The organism is Streptomyces sp. NK08204 (genome assembly GCF_020400585.1).
Taxonomy (GTDB): Bacteria; Actinomycetota; Actinomycetes; order Streptomycetales; family Streptomycetaceae; genus Streptomyces.
Map to the genome: position 1 here is coordinate 1 of NZ_JAINVF010000111.1, position 255 is coordinate 255.

General features: G+C 74.9%; 1 protein-coding gene. It reads left to right on the plus strand.

All coding sequences use genetic code 11. From position 1 onward, the window contains the following. Positions 1-255: KR domain-containing protein (locus tag K7G59_RS34540; RefSeq protein ID WP_225840703.1), on the plus strand; the 255-nt coding region annotated here is incomplete at both ends.

Sequence of the window (255 nt, forward strand, 5' to 3'; positions counted from 1 at the left end):
TCTCTCGGCGTTCGTCCTGTTCTCCTCCGCGGCCGGTACCTTCGGCGCCGCGGGTCAGGCGAACTATGCGGCGGCCAACGCGTTCCTGGACGCGCTCGCCGCGCAGCGCAGGGCGCAGGGTCTGCCCGCGGTCTCGCTGGGCTGGGGCCTGTGGGCCGAGCGCAGTGGCATGACCGGGCAGCTGGCGGCCAACGACGTCCAGCGGATGAACCGGGCCGGCGTGGCCGCGCTCGACTCCGCGGAGGGCCTCGCGCT